Raw genomic sequence first — 16,232 nt, 5'->3', positions numbered from 1 at the left:
CGGCGGGGCCGTCGGTGCGCCGGTGCGTCGGGATCGATGTCGAGAACGGGGGATCAGTACCGTCCCCGGTACGAGCGTGGCGAGTGGCGCCGCGTCCGACCGGAAGGACGGCCGTGACGGATCAGCACGCCGTGGCCACCGAACTGGTCGACGCGGCAGAACTGCTCGACGCGGCCTCCTCGGGCCACCTCGCCTACACCGCGAAGGACGGCACGCCCCGGGTGGTCCTGGTCGGCATCTACTGGACCGGCGAGCAGTTCGTGATCTCCACGGCCGCCACGGCGCCCAAGGTCGCGGCGCTGCGGGCCCATCCGACCGTCGCCCTGGCCGTCGACGCGGGCGGCACCCCGGACCAGGACCGGGCTTTGTCGGTACGCGGACGGGTGGACGTCCGCATCGTCGACGGCGTGGTCGAGGAGTACCTCGCCGCGGCCCGCAAGAGCATGGACGCCGAGGCCGCCGCGCGGTTCGAGCGGAACTGCCGTGACCTGTACGACCGGATGGCGCGCATCGCGATCACCCCGACCTGGGCCCGCTCCTAGGACTTCGGCGCCGGCCGGGTGCCGAAGTTCCTCCAGGACCTCGCCGAGCGCGGCGGACAGTAGGCCCGCGTTGCGGCGCGGGCCGGGAGGGCACGCCCAGTGCTCAGCGTTGTCACCGCCGACGGCACCATCGAGTCCGGCTCCCTGATCGACGAGATCGTGCGCGAGGGTGCCCGCCGGATGCCGACTGCCGCGCCGGAAGCGGAAGTCAACCAGTACCTCGCCGAGTTGGCGGCCGACCCGCCGAGGTGCCGAGGCGTCGCGACGTCGCCGATGGCGACAGCCTGGTGATTCACCCCGCAATTGACTAGGTTGCCCTCACCTCGTCGGATTCTCACAGGGGAGCGGCAGCCGTGCGGCAGCAGCACAAGACGTTCCAGGCGATAGCGGTCGGCGACGGCGGCGACGGGCGGTGGGCCGCCCACGCCCGGCCCCTGTGGCAGGAGATGGCGGGCCTGCTGACCGCGGAGGGCCGGACTCCGCAGGGCGCGGACCGCGTGCGGACGCTCTTCCGTGCGCACATGCCGGAACTGGTCCCGGTGCTGGACCGCCTGGCCGGCCAACTCGACCGGCCCGACGCGGAAGCCTTCCTCACCCACGCGGCACTGCGGCCGTTCACCCAGTCCTGCACCCAGATCGGCCGCAACGGCACTCTGCTGCGCAATTACGACCTGCCGCCCGACCAGTGCGAGGGGACCATCGTCTCCTCCTGCTTCCTGCGCCCCGTGATCGGGATGCAGGACGTGCTGTGGGGCTTGCTGGACGGGATGAACGACGCCGGTCTCGCGGTCTCGCTCACCTGGGGCGGACGTTCCGTCTACGGACGCGGCTTCGCCGTTCTCATCGTGGTGCGCTACCTGCTGGAGACGTGCGACACCGTCGATGAGGCGGTCGACAGGCTGCGGTCCCTGCCGGTCGCCGTCCCGCAGAACCTCACCCTTCTCGATCCCGTGAAGGCGGTGACGGTGTTCGTGGGGCCGGATATGTCACCGATAGTGGCGCCCGACGCCTGCGCCGCCAATCACCAGCACCTGCCGGTGACCGACGAGCAGGAGCGGGCCCTGCAGACGCAGGAGCGGCTGCGCGCCATTCGCGCCGCGGGTGCGGACGTGGCCGCGATGCTGAAGCCGCCGCTGTACCGATCCGTCGACGACCAGGGGTCCAGAACCCTCTACACGGCCCGCTACCGGCCCGTCGAGGGCCGCGTGACGTACTACTGGCCCGGTGAGTCCTGGCAGCAGTCCTTCGACGACTTCACACCCGGCTCCCGCACCGTGACCTTGGGCCGATCCGACTGAGAGCCTTTCCCCCCCGCTCACCCTTCCAGCCTTTCCAGCGCACCCAGCAGAGCGCCTTGGGACAAGGTCAACTCCGGGTGGGGCGGGGCATCGCCGCTGTCTCGGGCCGGGTCGATGCCGGCGCGCGGGCGGGGGTCAGGGGCACCCGGCCGCGATTCCGGCTCGCTGCCCTTGAGGACGGAAACTGACCTGGTTCGCCCCTACGGTCGCTGCCGGCAGCAACCGTCAGCGAGAGGACCGCGATGCCCGAGCAGACCAGCGACGCCCCGGAGGGCTACACCACCGTCGCGCCTTGGGTCGTCACCGACGACACGGGGGCCTTCCTCGACTTCGTGACCCGGGCGTTCGGGGGCGAGGAGCTGGGGCGGGTGTCGACCGAGGACGGATTGATCGGTCACGCCGAGATCCGGGTCGGCGACACCGTCGTCCTGGCCTTCGACCGGCACGCGGACTGGCCCGCCATGCCGAGCCTGTTGCGCGTGTGCGTCGCCGACGCGGACCAGGCGTTCTCACGAGCCCTCGCGGCCGGCGGCCAGGTCGTCACTTCCCTGGCCGACGACGCCTTCGGCCGGCGCGGCGGGCGGATCAAGGACCCGTTCGGCAACATCTGGTGGGTGGTCGGCCTCGTCGAGGACGTCGCGGAGAGCGAGATGTGGGAGCGACTGGCGGACCCCGTGTACGCCGAGGTGATGCGCGTGGCCCAGGAGACGCTCGACGCGGAACTCGGTGGCCGGCGCCAGGGAAGCAGCAGTGCGCCCGTCAGGTCGACCGACTGACCATTGCGACCGGCTCGTTCGGCTCGTTCAGCGGGCGAACCCGTAGCCGAAGGTGTTCGACTGGCTTGCCGGTCGGCCGATGTCGTCCGCGGTGATCGTTTGCGGGTGGGCGGTCTGCACGCCGCGTGCGCTGCCGCGCAGTACCGTCACGACCTGCTCGACGACGGTGGAAGCGGGCCGGCCGATGACGAGGTCGCCGTGGCCGTCGTGGTTCAGGTCGATGATGCGGAGGGCGGTGGCGTGTCCGGGGATGGTCTGGGCGTGGCTGACGGTGAGGCCGTTCGGGCCGCCGTAGAGCACGACGATGGCCGGCTGCGCCTGACCGGACTCGCCGGACTGACCGGACTGACCTGACTCGCCGGAACCGCCCGGAGTGATGGTGAAGGCGAGGTCGGCGTACCGGTCGTCGTTGATGTCGCCGACGGCCGCCGCGCGGCCCAGCTCGGCGTCCGGGCCGGTGCCGGCCTCGGGCAGACCGCGGGTGCTGACGTCGAACGCCTGCGGTGCCCGCGCGGGGATGCCGTGGGGGCCGCCGTAGTTGACGGTGACGCGGGAGCGGGGCGGGGTTCTGCCGGTGTCCCCCAGGGTTTCGGGGAGCACGCAGTCGACGACGTCGGCGTAGCCGTCGCCGTCGAGGTCGGCGGTGTAGGTGGTGAGCGAGCCGTAGGTGCTGTGCACGTCCTTGCCGTCGGGCCCGGTCAGACGCGGGCCGCGGACGAGGCCGGACGCGGAGCCGTAGGAGATCACGGTGGCCTTCGGGAGGACGTCGTCGCCGTCGTCCTCCAACCACTGGGTGACGACGTCGTCGCGGCCGTCGCCGTTGAAGTCGCCGACCGCCAGCGGGGTGCCGAGGTTGGGGTAGCTGGGTGGGCGCTTCGGTAGTCGGGGGGTGAAGGACACGGCCGCGGTACGGGCGGGCTTGCCGGTGCGGGAGAACGGGCCGTAGTCGATGGTGCCCCCGGCCGGGCCGTCGTCGGCCAGGAGCAGGTCGGGGTGGCCGTCGCCGTCGAAGTCCCCGGTGAGGGGTGCGCGGCCGTTCAGCCGGGCGGCCGGCGCGGAGGCGGTGGCGCCGCCCCGGACGACGAAGACGGTGGAGCGGCCGGCCTGGGCGATGAGGTCGGCGCGACCGTCGCCGTCGAGGTCGGCCGAGACGGTCACCGCGCCGAATTCGCCGCCCGTCCCGGCGGGCCCCTGACCGATGCCGTTCTGCGTGAACACGGTGGCGTGGGCGGGGTCGGCGCCGGTGGCGGAGCCGGGGACGACGGCGAGGTATCCGGCGGAGGCGACACCGTCGATGGTGGCGTCGGCGGCGGCCACGACCAGGTCGGGACGTCCGTCGCCGGTGAAGTCCTCCGGCACGCCCGGGCCCTTGGTCGGGGGCTTGGCCGGTGACTTGGCGATGGTCGCGGTCGGGGACGCCGCCGAGTGGGGCTGGCCCGTGCAGCCGAACAGACTCAGCATGGCGGCTGCGGTGCCTGCGACCGCCGCGGTGAACGCTGCTCTGCTTCTTCCCATGCCCCTCAGACCTCCGGCACGACGGGAAGGTTGCCTCCGGTGCGGGCGCACCGCAGGCGACGCCCGCCCGCGCTCCGGGCGACCTCCGTCCCGGCCCGTCCGATCTCTCCCGCGAGAGCGGCCACGCGCGCGGATACGGCTCGGATGCGTCCCACCCGTCAACACCCGGGATCGGGCGGCTCCTTCTGCCGCCCAGGGTCCGAACTCACCTGCTGGCGGCCGACATAGTGCGACTTGCTCAGAGGTCGCCGACGAACCTCCAGCCGGTTGTCGCCCACCCTCTTGACCCTTCAGAGGCGTCCCACTAGCGTCCTCCGCTAGCCGATACATCCGATGTATCAGCCGGGTTGCCGCAAGGCCGCTCCCACGCGATCACCGTATCGACCGAGACACCGGCCGACCTCTTCGGCCCACCGCACGCGCCTCTATCCAAGGAGCCGCACATGTTGCCTCGCACGTTACGCACCCATGCCCGGAGCAGCAGGACCGCGGGGGTCCTGGGCCTGACCGCCGCCCTCCTGCTCGGCGGCGGGCTGGTCCCGGCCGCGGTGGCGGCGTCGCCGACGAAGTCCCTCACGCTGTACGCCGCACCGTCGGGGCAGGGGTCAGGGTCGGGATCGGGCTCGGGGCCGGGTACGACCTGCGAGAAGGCGTCCGCGCCCTGCTCGCTGACCGCGGCGCAAGCGGCCGTCCGCAAGGAAGTGGCCGAGCCGCACCCGGCGGACATCACCGTCGTCCTGGCCGACGGCACCTACCGCCTGGCGCACGGCCTCGACTTCGGCCCGGCCGATTCGGGCAAGCCCGGTCACCCGGTCACCTGGCGGGCGGCCCCCGGGGCCCACCCGGTGATCTCCGGCGGCACCCAGGTCACGCGATGGACGCACGCCAAGGGTTCCGACGTATGGTCGGCCCCGGTGCCGGCCGGGACCCGTACGCGGCAGCTGTACGTCGACGGGGTGGAGGCGCCGGTCGCCCAGAAGACCCCGGCGCAGCTCGGCCTGAGCCTGACCTCGTGGGACAGGACGGCGTTCACGACGACCGGGTCCACCGCCACCTGGTTCTCGGATCTGGCCGCGCGGCTCGACGCGACGCAGCTAAAGGAGCTGCAGTTCGTCTACACGCCCGCACCGCCGATGGACTGGGCGACCGTGGAGTGCCCGGTGGCGTCGGTCAGCGCGGGCGCGACGTCGGGCACGACCACGGTCGGCATGGCTCAGCCGTGCTGGAACAACGTCACGAACAAGCAGACCACCGTGTGGGGCGGCAACTCCTCGAACATCACCCCGTACAGCCTCGCCGCCAAAACTCCGCCCACGATGATCGAGAACGCCTACGCGCTGCTGAGCCCCGGGCAGTGGTACCTGGACAACTCCGCGGACCGGTTGTACTTCCAGCCCGCGTCCGGGCAGCGCATGTCCGACCTCGACGTGGAGATCCCGCGGCTCGAATCGCTCGTGAACGTCGCCGGGTCGCTGGCCCACCCCGTGCACGACCTCACGTTCCGCGGCATCACGTTCAGCACGGCGACCTGGAACCAGCCCTCGACCCCGACCGGGTTCGCCCAGGTGCAGGACAACCTCATGGTCACCCAGCCGCTCGCCAGGGACGCCGGCGGCGACGTGCTGCCGGCGAGCCAGGGCGAATGCCACTTCGCCGCACCGGCGGAGGGCAGTTGCCCGTGGGCCGCGTTCGATCAGCCGCTCGCGAACGTGCAGTTGACCGCTGCCCGGCACGTGACCTTCGACGGCGACCGGTTCAGCGACCTCGGGGGCATCGGGCTGGGAGTGAGGTACGGCAGCGACGACAACCTCGTGCGCGGCAGCGAGTTCAGCCAGATCGCGTCGAGCGCGATCTGGCTCGGCTGCTCCGGGGACCCGACTCCCGGCTCGACCGACGATCCGGCCGCCACGGTGATCGCGGACTGCTCCGGCAACCCGAGCGCGTCGGCCCACGACGCCATCGGCGACCACGGCGTCAACGAGATCATGACCGGGAACGTGGTCGACGACAACGTCATCCACGACGCGGGCCTGGACTACATCGGTGCCGCGGGCGTGACGATGCTGTTCACCCGGCACACCACCATCTCCCACAACGACATCTTCGACATGCCCTACGACGGCATCACCTCCGGCGCGTGGCAGGGCCACCCGGACGCGGAGTCCCTGCCGAGCGCCAACCCGCCCGAGACCCTCGACCAGTACTGGAACCACACCACCAACATCAACGCCCACAACGCGATCACCGCGAACTGGTTCCACCAGAACATGCAGATGTTCGGCGACGGCGGCGACGTCTACACCGAAGGCCAGCAGGGCCCGACCGTCTACCGCGCGGACGGCTCGATCGACCAGCCGGCGTCGTACGCGCAGGGCCTGACGATCAGCGGCAACGTCGGTGACACCGACACCGGCCACAGTTCGTACTTCATCGCGCCCGACGTCGGCTCGCAGTGGATCACGGTCACCGGCAACGTCGAGTGGAACTCGCACTACTCCATGTCGAGTCACTGGCCCACGAACAGCGCGTGCCGCAACGCGACCGTGGGCAACTGGCAGGCGGACCCGGACGACAGCCCCGACGCGGTGTGCATCGGCGCGAACACGGCGTTCCCCAGCCGGCCCGGCCCCGCCGACCTGGCGAGCACCATCAGCGGTCGCAGCGCCCGGGCCGTGCTCGGCGCGGCCGGGCCGCAGGGCGCCTACCAGGCCGTGGACGCCGGACTGCCGGCCCGCATCACCTACTCCGGCACCTCCCCCGCGACGGCCGGCACCCCCGAGCAGGTGCTCGTCGCCGGCTCCGGGTTCTCGCCGTCCAAGGCGGTCTACATCGGCGGGGTCCGGGTCTCGGGGACCGATCTGACCGTGCTCTCCAGCGGCTTCATCATCGCGAACGTGCCCGCCGGAGCGGACCCGACGGACATCTCGATCGGCCGCCCGCCGGCACCGGTCATCACCGACCCCGCACCGTTCGCCGCCCTCCCGAACTCGCCGACCCGCATCGGCGGTACGGGGCTGGCCGGAGCCACCGTCACGGTCACCGATCCGGACGCTGGGCGCCAGGTGTGCACCGCCACCGTGGCGCCGAACGGCACGTGGGCGTGCGCTCCGGCGACCGCGTTCGGCAACGGCGTGCGGACCATCTCGGCGGTACAGGCCGACCGGACCGGTACCTCGGCGCCGAGGACCGTCTCGGTGATCATCGGGCCGCGCACGCTGAGCCTGACCGCCAAGGTCGGCTTCGGCGGCTCGTTCACGAACCACGCCTACGCTCCCGGCGCCGACGAGGTCGCCCTCGGCACCATCGACCGCCGGGCCGGCACGGAGACGGTCCAGCCCGGTCAGGGCGTCGTGCTCAAGGGCGGCGACAACGCCGTGGGCTTCGCACCGGCCACCTCCTGGGGCGACGCCCGGCTGATCCAGAACTTCGTCGCCGACGTGAAGTTCACCCCGGTCGCCGGGACCGAACAGCCCTCGCTGGCCACCCTGTTCGCCGTGGGCGGCAACCTCTGGGTCCGCTACGGCGGCGGCCGACTGACCTACGGCTTCGCTCCCGCCGGCGAGAGCAACCACACCGCGACCGCTCCGCTGCCGGCGACCGGGCAGCAGCACGACCTCCGGATCGGCTGGGACAGCTTCGGCACCGTCGCGACCCTGCACATCGCTCTCGACGGCGTCGAACTGCCGGCGGTCACCGGAGACGCCCCGCCCTCGACCCAGGTCCTCGACGACACGGTGGGCATCGGCAACGACGTCCACCCCGCGGCGCAGAGTCGCGGATTCATCGGAACGATCGCCGGCTTCCGCATCGGAACCTACGACGGCCCGTTCGACCCGACCCTGCTCACCGAACTGGGAGGTTAGGCCGTGGGTCGGCCGCCGCCGTGTCCACCTCGAACAGGAGGCGGCGGCGGCCTCAACCGCCTGATCGACCGGCCATGTCCGCGGCCAGGGCCGCGTAGACGTACTCGCTGCCCCAGCGATCCCCGTCGAGGTCGTTCTCGACCAGGTGCGCCTCCCGACGCATCCCGAGGCGCTCGCAGACCCCCACGGACCCGGCGTTCTCCACATCCAGCCGTGCGTAGAGCCGGTGCACGCCCAGCCTGTCGAAGGCGAACCCGGCCAGTGCCGCGGCCGCCTCGGTCGCATAGCCGTGCCCCTCGTGACGTGGGTCGAGGGTCCAGCCGATCTCGGCCTGGGCGGCGCGGGCATCGGCCAGGGTGAGCGTCACCTCGCCAAGAACGCCGGGCTCGTCGTGTCGGCACACGGCAAGCGCCAGCTTGTCCCCGTCGGCGCGCCAAACCGAGTGCGCCGCGCGCTCGGCCACGACCTGCTCGCTGCGCTCCCGCGTGTGCGCCGGCCGGTACAGGTAACGCGCCACGCTCGGCAGGCTCTGGTAGGCGTACAGGTCGTCCACGTCGCCGGGAGTGAACAGACGCAGCGACAACCGGGGCGTGGTCATCGGCAGCAGCGAGGCGATGTCCATGCGGACCTCCGGAACGCGGATGTGGATCAAGATGCGGGCTGATTGTCGCATCACGACCGACGGCCAGCCACGCCTTTTCAACGCAGCGCCCGACACCCCCACATGGATCGCGGCGGCCACCGGACCTGTCGGGGGGCCTCTGCGTGGGGGCACAGTAGGAACATGGAATTACGCGGCGACATACAACGGGCCCTGCGGCTGCGGGAGAACCTCTACCGCCGGATCGAAAGCGAATTCAACGCCGGCCGGCTCTCGGTCCACATGCTCGCCGAACCAGTGCCCGCACCAGGCCGGCTCGCGGCGTTTCACCTGATAGCGGAGTCGTACTACTCCGTCGAGATCCTCTACAGCCCGTCGGCGCCCGGCGAGAACCCGTTGCGAGTGATCACGTGGTACGACATCCCGGGGCAGCAGGAGATCACACCGGAGAACTACCTCGGCCTCCGGACCGCGGAGGCCACCGCGGCGGATGCCGAGGTGGACGGCCGGAGTGTCACCGGCACCCTGGGCACCGCCGGTGAGTCCTGGGTCTGGTCGGCCACCCTGCGGACGTCCCACCTCCTCGTCACCGGCCGCGGCGAAATGGGGCACCTCTCCCTCACCTCGACAGGCGACTTCGCCGAAGCGGTGGCCAACGGAAAAGCCTTCACAGAACGGAAATTCCGCTGACCCTGTGCCCCACCGAACGCGAACGGTTCGCGGGGCGGTCGCGGTCCGACCTGGACCCCGGGGCATGGCCGCGCCCCGGCCGGCCGGGGCCGGACACGGGGCGCAGCGCTTAGGTGCGGGGGTCGGTCAGTCCGTCGGTTCAGGTCCAGATGTCCCAGCCCTGGAAACCGTTGTCCTGAGAGGTGCCGTTGCAGGTGTAACCCCGCAGGAGGTCACCGTTGTTGGGTCCCGCGTCGGAGTCGTCCAGGCAGCGGCCGGTGGCCGCGTTCTGGAGCACCTGCTCGTAGTAACCCTTCGCGGTCGTGCGGTTGACGATCCGCCAGCCCTGCCAGCCGCCACTGAAGCTCTGCGTGAGGCAGGGGAAGCCGCGCAGGTAGTCCTTGCCGTCCGAATGGCTGGAGTCGTCCAGGCACAGTCCGGTGGCGCCGTTCTGGAGCTGGGCGTAGCCGTTGGACAGGGCGATCACCTTCCATTTCTGCCAGCCCCCGTCGTAGTTGCTCTGAGCGCAGGGGAAGCCGCGCAGCAGGTTGCCGTCCGCGACGTTGGCGTCGGACGAGTCGTCCACGCAGCGGTGGGTGGCGGGCGTCCCACAGCCGGTCCTCAAAACTGGTCGACTCGTTCATGCTCTGCTCCTGGAGAGGTCGATCGACGCGGCCGAGGCGTCGAGTACGGCGGCCGTGCTACGGGTGAGCGGGGCGGCGGACGCGCTCTCGTCCGACGGGGCCCCGGCGGCCTTGCGCAGGTGCGCGCGGGCGCGGTGCAGGGTGACGCGCGCGCTGACCGAGCGGATGCCGAGCGCGCGGGCGGCCTCGGCCACGGTGAGCTGGTCGACGGCGACGAGCTCCAGCACGGCCCGTTGCTGCTCCGGCAGCCCTTCCATGGCCTCGACCATCGCGCGCCCCTCCTTCTCGGCGACGATCCGGTCCTCGACCCGCGCTATGTCGTCCGCGCCCAGCAACCGCCGCCCCGCGACACGGGAGTTGAGCACGTCCAGCCGGTTCTTGCGGCGGTACTCCGCGGAGACGACGTGCCGCGCGACCCCGTACAGCCACGCCCGCTCGTTGCGCGCGGCCGACCGGTAGGCGCTTCCCCCTCTCGACGGCAGCCCTTCCGGCTCCCTCACCCCCTAGGTGCGCATCCGGCCCGGAAGCGTTACAGCGGCACGAACCGGGGCTTCTCCCGCCGACGTACAGGCACGCGTAGATCCGCGGACACCCGCGTGACGGACCACCCTCCACCGGCCGCTCCGGCGACCGGGCATCGCCGCCCCTCAGGTGTCCCCGAGTGGCGGGGGCCGTCATCCCGACTGGACGCCGTTCCTTGGGCTTCGGCTGCCCGGGCGGTGTGTCGGTGCGACGCCGCCCGGGGCCGTTCGACTTCTTACAGGCCGCCGCGCTTGCTGGGGAACGTCTTCAGGACCGCCTCGACGTTGTCCGGGTGCTCGGGGTCGACCAGGTCGACGGGCTTCTCCAGGCGGTACAGGTCACCCCTGGACGGGTACTGGGTGAGGTCTGCGGTGAGGACCATCGGGGCCTTGGTCTCCAGGACGAGAGGCTCGCCGCCGCCCTTGGGCTCGAAGATCGCCGCGAACGACAGTTCGTCACGCTCCACGTACTTCGGGGGGAACTGTTGCGTGACGGTGAGGGTGCTCCTCGCGTCGACATCGACGTCGTTCTGCTCGAACGATACCGAGCTGTACTTCTCGCCGTCGATCTCCGCGCTGACCTTGAAGCCGACCGTGCGCAGCCGGACGCTGTTGAAGGGGTCGTTCGGGTTGACGTCGACGCGCTGTTTGATACCGCCGCGGAAGTCCACGTGGTAGGTCGTGCCCTTGACCTCCAGTTCGCTGTTGACCGCGAGCATGGAGGACGGGATCTCCGCACCGATGGGCGGCAGCAGTACGCCGGCGCGGGTGGAGGCGGGGGCGGTGGCCGCCGTGGCGGACGCGCCGGCCAGCATCGGGCAGGCGGCGAGGGCGAGCACGGCAGCCACAGCGGCGAGGGCCGGGCGTTGGCGTGGGGGCATGAGGTTCGCTCCAAGATCCACTGGATGGGTCGCGAGTAGTGGACCCCAAGTGGCACGTCCAGGACGAGGATTCGTCCGCCGGTGGGCGAGTCCGGCACCGCAACCGCGGCCGGAGCCAGGCCCCGAACCGCCGCGCCCGCCGTCACCACGCCGCGTAGGTTCACGTCGCGTCACAACGCCGAGAAGCACCGGTGCGCGCAGGGGCTCAGGACCGGGGGGAGGCTGAAGTGTCGGACTGGGCGCGGTTGGCGCGGATCTCGTCGTGGTGGTCGGCGACCCAGCCGATCAGCTGCTTGACGATCTCGTGCAGACCGCGGCCGAGCGGGGCGAGCGCGTACTCCACCCGCGGCGGCACCTCCGCGTAGGCGGTACGCGTGATCAGGCCGTCGTCCCGGAGCTGGCGCAGCGTGTGGGTGAGCATGCGCTGGGAGATGCCGGGGATCTGGCGTTGCAGGTCGGTGTAGCGCAGGGGGCCGTCCTCCAGGACGGCGGTGATCAGCATGCTCCATTTGTCGCCGACCCGGTCGAGGACCTGCCGGATGAAGGGCATGTGGTCGGCGGGAATGCTCGCGCACGGCCCGATCGCAGCGGCCATCTCCTGATCAGTGCTGTCCTGCATGGCGCCCATTCCTCTCCGTCGCGCACACCGGTGTGCCTTTTGTAGCGGCTTCCATACTGGCGCATCATGGCGCTACGAACAAATGAGAGGAATTGGAGGTCGGGCCGTGAAGGTGGAGATCGAGCCAGAGATCCGGGCCGAGGTCACCCGCCCCTGGTACGGGCTGGGCGGCCACCGTGTCCCCCGGCTGTGTCCCCCGGCCCGCCCCTGACCGCCCTCCGATCCGGACATCTCGCTGAAAGGCGCCCACGCCATGTCGTACCTGCTGCACATCGACTCCTCCTCGCTCGGCGAGGCTTCCGTCTCCCGCCAGGTCGCCCGGTCCTTCCGCGACCAGTGGCAGGGTCCGGTCGTCCACCGCGACCTCGCCGCCTCGCCGGTGCCGCACCTGACCGCCGCGGGAATCACCGCCGGCACCACCGACCCGGCCCGGCGCACTCCCGAGCAGGCCGAGGCCGCCGCGCTCCAGGACGAGCTGATCGAGGAGTTCCTCGGCGCCGACGCCTACCTGTTCACCGTGCCGATGTACAACCTCTCGATGCCGTCGGTGTTCAAGGCGTGGCTGGACCAGGTCATCGTCCTGGACCGCACCATGAGCCACACCGGCACCTCCCCGGCGGCGGGCCGTCCGGCCGTGCTGATCTCCGCGCGGGGCGGCGGCTACGGCCCCGGCAGCCCCAAGGAGGGCCTCGACTACGTGGTGCCCACGCTGGAGGCCGTCCTGGGGCACGACGACCTGCTCGGCCTGGACGTCACCACGGTGATACCCGAGCTGACCATGGCCCCGGTGGCGCCGGCCCTCGCCCCGCTGCTTCCGCTGCACGAGGCGTCCATGGCCGCCGCCCACGAGCAGGCCCGCCGCCTCGCCACGACCATCGGCACGACCATCAGCACGGCGCGTGCCGCATGACGTAACCGGCCCGCCTCAACCCGACGATGACCAGAACCCCCTGGCGTGGAACTCCCCGGGTTGACCCGCCCCCTCTCCCCCGTCATTCACCCTCATTCACCGCCGCTACCTACCGCAGTAGTTGGAGGAACACCCCCATGTCCAAAGTGATCGCGATCTTCGGCGCCGGCCCCGGTCTCGGCGCCTCCCTCGCCCGACGCTTCTCCGCCGAGGGCTTCCGCGTCGCCCTGGTGGCGCGTCGCAAGGACCGCCTCGACGCCCTCGTCGACCAGCTCAGCGCCGAGGGCGTCGACGCGACCGGCTTCACCGCCGACCTCTCCGAACCCAAGGAGATCCCCGCCCTGATCGAGGCCATCCGCGAACGGTTCGGCCGGATCGACGTGGTCGAGTACGGCCCGATCCCCAGCGTCCACTTCACCCCCGCCGCCGAACTCGACCCGGACACCCTCGTCCAGGGCATCCCACTGCTCCTGCTCACACCGCTGGCCGTCGTCCAGGCCGTGCTGCCGGAGTGGCAGGAACGCGGCGACGGCGCGTTCCTGATGACCACCGGCGCCACCGCGGTCCACCCCATGCCGAACGCGAGCGGGGTCGGCCCGCTGATGGCCGCCGCCCGCAACTGGCTCTACTCCCTCCACGGGGAACTCACCGAGGCGGGCATCTACGCGGGCACCCTCTCGGTCGCCGCGTTCATCGGAGGCAGCGAGGCGGCAGAGGCCGCCGGCGCGTCGGAATTGGCGGCCTCGTTCCCGGTCGTCGACCCGGCCGAACTCGCCGCGCTCTACTGGGACATGTACACCAAGCGCGACCGCGTCGAAGAGGTCCACCCCGCGCTCAAGGCGGGCTGACGGGCCGGCTGACCGGCCGGCCTTCTCGGCGGTGTGGACCGCGCGTACGGTCCGCACCGCCGATCCGCCGGATACGCCGGAGGCGCTGGGTCAGACGAGGGGAAACTCCCCGGCCTTCACACCCGCCACGAACAAAGCGAACGCGCCAGCCGGGAAGGCCAGCACCGGGCCGCCCGGGTCCTTGGAATCACGGACGGGGACCAGGCCACGGGAGGCGACGAGGTTGGCGGCAACCTCGACACACTCACCGCCGTTGCCGCTGTACGAGGACGTGAACCAACGCGGAGTTTCGGTCGTCACGGGGCACCCTTTCGTAGCTGCTTGATCATGGCCACCGACGCCGCCTGCCACAGCGGTTCGGCCTGTAGACGATTGGTACGCGTCGCGGGAGCGGGTCAGACGAGGGGGAACTCGCCGGCCTTCACACCCGCCACGAAGGAGGCGAACGCCTCGGCCGGGAAGGCCAGCACCGGGCCACCCGGGTCCTTGGAATCACGGACAGGGACGATGCCACGGGAGGCGGCAAGGTTGGCGGCGACCTCGACGCACTGGCCGCCGTTGGCGCTGTACGAGGACGTGAACCAACGGGGGGATTCGGTCGTCACGGGGCACCCTTTCGTAGCTGCTTGATCATGGCCACCGGCACCGCCTGCCAAGGCGGTTCGGCGAACAATCGATGGGTATGGGGTGCGGGAACAGGTCACACGAGGGGGAACTCGCCAGCTTTCACACCCGCCACGAACGAAGCAAACGCATCAGCCGGGAAGGCCAACACCGGTCCACCCGGGTCCTTGGAATCACGGACGGGGACCACACCACGCGAGGCGGCAAGGTTGGCGGCAACCTCGACGCAGTTGCCGCCGTTGCTGCTGTACGAGGACTTGAACCAACGCGGGGTCTCGGTCATCACGCAGCCGATGGTAGGCCCCCAACATCGGCTCAACAGAGACGATTTCACGCTGGATTCGCTCCCCGTTCCCGCCGCTCGGCGTACGTGGCCCCAGCGCATACGGCCCTGCTACCCGTGAGGGGTAGCAGGGCCGTTGGTGCGTGGTGCGGGAACGGGTCAGACGAGGGGGAACTCGCCGGCCTTCACACCCGCCACGAAGGAGGCGAACGCGTCGGCGGAGAAGGCCAACGCCGGGCCGCTCGGGTCCTTGGAGTCACGGACGGGGACCACGCCACGCGAGGCGGCGAGGTTGGCGGCGACCTCGACGCAGGCGCCACCGTTGCCACTGTACGAGGACTTGAACCAACGGGGGGTTTCGGTCGTCACGACGTGCCCTTTCGTAGCTGGTTGATCATGGCCACCGACGCCGCCTGCGACAGCGATTCGGCCTGTAGCTGATGGTAGGCCCCCAACAGGGGCAGTACGGAAGTGGTTTCGCGGTCAAGGTGCCCCTGTGCTTGTGATTCGGCATACAAAGCAACGGACCGGTCGGCAAGGGTGAGCAGGTAGACCGGGAGCTTAAACGCGCGACGCGCTCCAATGCTGAAAGGCGCCACCTGGACGATCCAGTTGGGGAGGGCCGCCGCCTCGACCAGCCGTTGGAGTTGGGCGCCCATGACCTCGGCGCCGCCGACAGCCTGAAGGAGGCAGCTCTCGTCCATCACCACCAGCACCATGGGCGGGCGAGTCCTCACCAGCGCGGCCTGTCGGTCCATGAGCACGGAGACTCGCTCGGCGGCCTGCTCGGCGGTGATAGTGCCGCGCTGTACATCACCGTCCGCCAACGCCTCCGCGTACTCACGCGTCTGCAACAGGCCCGGGACGACACCGATCTCGAACAGCCGGATCTCCGTGGCCCGGCCCTCGTACCTGACGTACTCCGGGAAACCGGCCAGCATCGAGCCGCGCCGCATCTCGTGCCATTCGCGTTCGAACGAATCTGCGGATTCAGCGGTTCCGAAGGCAACATCGGCCTTGCGTGAGAACGAGCGGGTTGGCGGCTTGCGACCAGTTTCAACCGCGGAAACGTGCTGGCTGGAATATGCCAATTCCTCTGCGAGATCGTCCTGGTTCCAGCCGCGGGCTTCCCGCAGCCTGCGCAAGCGAGCACCAAAGGCCGCTCGTGGGCTGCTCTCGGGGTTCAGCTCTTTGCGGTTGACCATGGGACACCCCAAACCTTCCTTCGTTTCTGCTTACTTGAAGGAATTCTGACTGTACGTCACTCTGACCAAGTTCGGTAGTGGACCCACTACGGAGAGGAACGGGCCATGGGTATGACCATCGCCGTGTATCGGGTCAATCCGATGTCCGGAGAGCGCACCACCGTCCGGGACCGTTACGACGTGCAGCCGGCAACCCTGCCGACACCGTTGAGCAGCGCCCTGCCGCCGTGCGGCTGCAAGCGCTGTCGGCAGCGCGAGTACTCCGGTCCGGCCACCCCACCCGACCACCGTTGAAGCACCTCCCCTTGTAGCTCAGTCAGGAAGAGCCCGGGCCCCCGCACTGCCTCCGTTCATGCGTGCGGGTCGGCCCGATGACTCCGGTTCGAGTCCGGACAAGGGGACTTGGCGAGCACGAACGACACCGTAGAGAGGA

General features: G+C 70.7%; 19 protein-coding genes, 1 tRNA gene and 1 pseudogene. 10 read left to right on the top strand and 11 right to left on the bottom strand.

The window, feature by feature from the left end:
* Positions 1–113: 113 nt before the first annotated feature.
* The 4 genes and pseudogenes from OG370_RS35895 to OG370_RS35880 all read left to right on the top strand — a co-directional run bounded on the left by OG370_RS35895 (position 114) and on the right by OG370_RS35880 (position 2,616).
* Positions 114–542, top strand: a complete 429-nt coding sequence (locus OG370_RS35895; RefSeq protein WP_328471743.1) for a pyridoxamine 5'-phosphate oxidase family protein — start codon at positions 114–116, stop codon at positions 540–542.
* Between the two features lie 99 nt (positions 543–641).
* A pseudogene (locus OG370_RS35890) lies at positions 642–782 on the top strand (IS256 family transposase); the annotation flags it as partial.
* A gap of 113 nt (positions 783–895) precedes the next feature.
* Complete coding sequence (locus OG370_RS35885) at positions 896–1,840, top strand: C45 family peptidase (protein ID WP_328471739.1); 945 nt, start codon at positions 896–898, stop codon at positions 1,838–1,840.
* A 242-nt stretch (positions 1,841–2,082) separates the two neighbouring features.
* Complete coding sequence (locus tag OG370_RS35880) at positions 2,083–2,616, top strand: VOC family protein (RefSeq protein ID WP_328471737.1); 534 nt, start codon at positions 2,083–2,085, stop codon at positions 2,614–2,616.
* 27 nt (positions 2,617–2,643) lie between these two features.
* Here the strand turns inward: OG370_RS35880 and OG370_RS35875 are convergent, their stop codons facing one another.
* Positions 2,644–4,077, bottom strand: coding sequence for an FG-GAP repeat domain-containing protein (locus OG370_RS35875; protein WP_328471735.1), 1,434 nt, complete (start codon positions 4,075–4,077; stop codon positions 2,644–2,646).
* A gap of 497 nt (positions 4,078–4,574) precedes the next feature.
* On the opposite strand from OG370_RS35875, the gene OG370_RS35870 reads away from it, so the two are divergent.
* Positions 4,575–7,994, top strand: a complete 3,420-nt coding sequence (locus OG370_RS35870) for an Ig-like domain-containing protein (protein WP_328471733.1) — start codon at positions 4,575–4,577, stop codon at positions 7,992–7,994.
* Positions 7,995–8,046: 52 nt separating this feature from the next.
* On the opposite strand, the gene OG370_RS35865 is transcribed toward OG370_RS35870, so the two are convergent.
* Positions 8,047–8,616, bottom strand: coding sequence for a GNAT family N-acetyltransferase (locus OG370_RS35865; RefSeq protein WP_328474739.1), 570 nt, complete (start codon positions 8,614–8,616; stop codon positions 8,047–8,049).
* 162 nt (positions 8,617–8,778) lie between these two features.
* Between OG370_RS35865 and OG370_RS35860 the strand changes: the two genes are divergently transcribed.
* Positions 8,779–9,285 carry a hypothetical protein gene (locus OG370_RS35860; protein WP_328471731.1) on the top strand — a complete coding sequence of 169 codons (507 nt, stop codon included), beginning with the start codon at positions 8,779–8,781 and terminating at the stop codon, positions 9,283–9,285.
* Between the two features lie 139 nt (positions 9,286–9,424).
* Here OG370_RS35860 and OG370_RS35855 read toward each other — a convergent pair whose 3' ends face one another.
* The 4 genes from OG370_RS35855 to OG370_RS35840 all read right to left on the bottom strand — a co-directional run bounded on the left by OG370_RS35855 (position 9,425) and on the right by OG370_RS35840 (position 11,938).
* Positions 9,425–9,850: an RICIN domain-containing protein gene (locus OG370_RS35855; protein ID WP_328471729.1), complete on the bottom strand. Its 426-nt coding sequence runs from the start codon at positions 9,848–9,850 to the stop codon at positions 9,425–9,427.
* Between the two features lie 54 nt (positions 9,851–9,904).
* Positions 9,905–10,408, bottom strand: coding sequence for an RNA polymerase sigma factor (locus tag OG370_RS35850; protein ID WP_328471727.1), 504 nt, complete (start codon positions 10,406–10,408; stop codon positions 9,905–9,907).
* Between the two features lie 257 nt (positions 10,409–10,665).
* Entirely contained in the window at positions 10,666–11,310 is a 645-nt protein-coding gene (locus OG370_RS35845; protein ID WP_328471725.1) for a hypothetical protein, read from the bottom strand.
* 205 nt (positions 11,311–11,515) lie between these two features.
* Positions 11,516–11,938, bottom strand: a complete 423-nt coding sequence (locus OG370_RS35840; protein ID WP_328471723.1) for a winged helix-turn-helix transcriptional regulator — start codon at positions 11,936–11,938, stop codon at positions 11,516–11,518.
* Between the two features lie 244 nt (positions 11,939–12,182).
* Here OG370_RS35840 and OG370_RS35835 point away from each other — a divergent pair, with 244 nt between their 5' ends.
* Together OG370_RS35835 and OG370_RS35830 are read left to right on the top strand one after the other, a co-directional pair.
* On the top strand, positions 12,183–12,839 hold the full coding sequence (locus OG370_RS35835; protein ID WP_328471721.1) for an FMN-dependent NADH-azoreductase: 657 nt from the start codon (positions 12,183–12,185) through the stop codon (positions 12,837–12,839).
* 137 nt (positions 12,840–12,976) lie between these two features.
* Positions 12,977–13,687, top strand: a complete 711-nt coding sequence (locus OG370_RS35830) for an SDR family NAD(P)-dependent oxidoreductase (protein WP_328471719.1) — start codon at positions 12,977–12,979, stop codon at positions 13,685–13,687.
* 90 nt (positions 13,688–13,777) lie between these two features.
* On the opposite strand, the gene OG370_RS35825 is transcribed toward OG370_RS35830, so the two are convergent.
* From OG370_RS35825 to OG370_RS35805, 5 genes are all read right to left on the bottom strand, one after another.
* A complete protein-coding gene (locus OG370_RS35825; RefSeq protein ID WP_328471717.1) occupies positions 13,778–13,987 on the bottom strand; it encodes a DUF397 domain-containing protein in 210 nt (69 codons plus the stop codon).
* Positions 13,988–14,082: 95 nt separating this feature from the next.
* Positions 14,083–14,292 (bottom strand): DUF397 domain-containing protein, encoded by a 210-nt coding sequence (locus OG370_RS35820; RefSeq protein ID WP_328471715.1) that lies wholly within the window; start codon positions 14,290–14,292, stop codon positions 14,083–14,085.
* A 95-nt stretch (positions 14,293–14,387) separates the two neighbouring features.
* Positions 14,388–14,597 (bottom strand): DUF397 domain-containing protein, encoded by a 210-nt coding sequence (locus tag OG370_RS35815; RefSeq protein WP_328471713.1) that lies wholly within the window; start codon positions 14,595–14,597, stop codon positions 14,388–14,390.
* A gap of 156 nt (positions 14,598–14,753) precedes the next feature.
* Positions 14,754–14,963: a DUF397 domain-containing protein gene (locus OG370_RS35810; protein WP_328471711.1), complete on the bottom strand. Its 210-nt coding sequence runs from the start codon at positions 14,961–14,963 to the stop codon at positions 14,754–14,756.
* On the bottom strand, positions 14,960–15,799 hold the full coding sequence (locus tag OG370_RS35805) for a helix-turn-helix transcriptional regulator (RefSeq protein ID WP_328471709.1): 840 nt from the start codon (positions 15,797–15,799) through the stop codon (positions 14,960–14,962). The genes OG370_RS35810 and OG370_RS35805 overlap by 4 nt, the downstream gene beginning before the upstream one ends.
* Positions 15,800–15,904: 105 nt before the next feature.
* Between OG370_RS35805 and OG370_RS35800 the strand changes: the two genes are divergently transcribed.
* The gene (locus OG370_RS35800) at positions 15,905–16,093 is read left to right on the top strand and encodes a hypothetical protein (protein WP_328471707.1); all 189 of its coding nucleotides are present in this window, start codon (positions 15,905–15,907) and stop codon (positions 16,091–16,093) included.
* Between the two features lie 7 nt (positions 16,094–16,100).
* A tRNA-OTHER gene (locus OG370_RS35795) sits at positions 16,101–16,200 on the top strand.
* Positions 16,201–16,232 lie beyond the last annotated feature (32 nt).

The organism is Streptomyces sp. NBC_00448, assembly GCF_036014115.1.
In the GTDB taxonomy this organism is placed as follows: Bacteria; Actinomycetota; Actinomycetes; order Streptomycetales; family Streptomycetaceae; genus Actinacidiphila.
The sequence above is the reverse complement of the archived record's forward strand: the minus strand, read 5'-3'. Positions and strand labels throughout refer to the sequence as shown.